Genomic DNA, 576 nt, shown 5'->3' with positions numbered 1-576 from the left:
GCTACCTGCCAGTACCACGTACTTGCTCTTCATGCTGCCTTGCGCCGTTTTGACTACTGGCTTAATCCCTTTGTCAATCGACACGACCGCCGACTGCTCAAAGATTTGACCACCTAGAGAAATGAACGCAGCGGCTTCACCTAATGCCAGTTTAAGCGGGTGAATATGACCACCGCGCATATCCAGCAAACCGCCAGTGTATACTTTCGTACCTACCGCTTGTTCTACCTCTCCTGCGTCAAGCAGAGTCAATTGGTCGTTGCCGTAGCGCTCCCAGTTCTTCTTATGTTCTTCTAGCCCTTTGAGTTGTTTACTATTCAGTGCCGTGAACAAGCCGCCTTGCTTGTAATCGCAGTTGATGTCGTATTTGTCAATCAGGCCACGGATGATATCGCCGCCTTCAAAAATCATATCGCACAGAGCTTTAGCTTGGTTTTGGTCGTAACGGCTTTCAATCACGTCAACATCTCGGCTGTAGCTATTAACGATTTGGCCACCGTTACGACCAGTTGCCCCAAAGCCCACTTTTGCGCTTTCTAGCACAACGACTTTAAAACCTTTTTCTGCAAGGTGTAG

1 protein-coding gene is annotated in these 576 nt (G+C 48.6%); it reads right to left on the bottom strand.

The genetic code is table 11. The features are described from left to right. Positions 1–576, bottom strand: a 576-nt coding sequence (locus tag R7Z77_RS27240; RefSeq protein WP_318137291.1) for an FAD-binding oxidoreductase, incomplete at both ends; no start/stop codon positions are given.

It is taken from the genome of Vibrio sp. 1401, assembly GCF_033340295.1.
The sequence above is the reverse complement of the archived record's forward strand: the minus strand, read 5'-3'. Positions and strand labels throughout refer to the sequence as shown.